The 1181-nt window shown below is 43.7% G+C and carries 1 pseudogene; it reads left to right on the top strand.

Annotation, left to right across the window (positions count from 1 at the left end):
* Window positions 1-355: 355 nt before the first annotated feature.
* Window positions 356-1181: pseudogene (locus QUA45_RS28910) on the top strand (transposase); the annotation flags it as partial.

Below are 1181 nucleotides of genomic sequence, written 5' to 3'. Positions count from 1 at the left end.
AATAATAATGATAATCAAATAGGGGAAAGGGTGAGAGAGTCCGCCTGTGGCGGACTCTCTCACCAGAGCACGATTATCATTATTAATAAGTTGTGCGATCGAGTGGCGTTGCATCACGATCGATAATCATGGCGGGCGATCGATAATCATGGCGGGCGATCGATAGTAATGGCGGGCGATCGATCCCGGGTTGCACCACAAGTACATGGCAGCGTTGCCGCGAGCGAGATCGATGGCGAGCGTTGGTACGATCGAAGGATATAATTGACAAATAATTGAGCGATTGTGTAGGTCAGTAAATATGGCTAAAAGTCAGAAAACCAACCGTGACCACGCCAAAAAAACTACAAAACCGATGGTGGAGGACGAGGAGATTGCCTCACAACTATCGGCGTTACTAACACCGGCGATTACCTCACAAGAAAATTACTACCGCCAACTAGGTTTACGAGGGAGAATTCTTAACCTACCGTTGATGGTAGCAGCGGTATTAACCCTGCTATGGCGAGATGTAGCGGGAGTAACAGAGCTCACAAGAATGCTGGCAAGAGAAGGTTTTTTATGGTGCCGACCTACGACAGTCAGTCAACAAGCTATGTCTCAAAGGTTTCTAAGTTTTCCCGCCACATTATTTGAGGGAGTCTTTAAAAACTTATTGCCAAGTTTAAGAACTGCTTGGTACCAGAGAAAACAACGACCCCTACCAGAAAGCATTCAATTTGCCTTGACCAAATTTTCGAGAATTTGGATAGTAGATAGTTCAACGCTCGAAGCATTGTTTTGCAAGCTCAAAAGCCTGGAATATCTACCTAAAGGGCAGTTGGCAGGGAAAATGGCAACAGTTATAGATTTAATGACCAGGCTCCCGGTTGATATTTGGTTTCAGGAAAACTAAGCGAGCTTCTGATGTTAAGCTTGAAGAAAACATCCTGCAATTAGTACCAACTAAAACCTTACTCTTACTGGATAGAGGATTTTACCATTTTAGCTTTTGGCTCAAATTAATTGAACGAGATATCCATTTAATTACTCGTTTAAAAAAAGGATCGGCCATTCAAGTAGAGCGAGTATTTACCAAAAGTTACGACCTGAAAGATAGTCTGGTACGCTTGGGTTCGGGAACAGCAAGAACTCCATTTATTACCTTGCGTCTGATTGAAGTTCGCTCGGGTAAAACCTGG

The organism is Microcoleus sp. Pol12A5 (assembly GCF_036701435.1).
Taxonomy (GTDB): Bacteria; Cyanobacteriota; Cyanobacteriia; order Cyanobacteriales; family Microcoleaceae; genus Microcoleus.
Note: the sequence above shows the minus strand (reverse complement) of the source record. Positions and strands in the feature narration are given on the sequence as shown.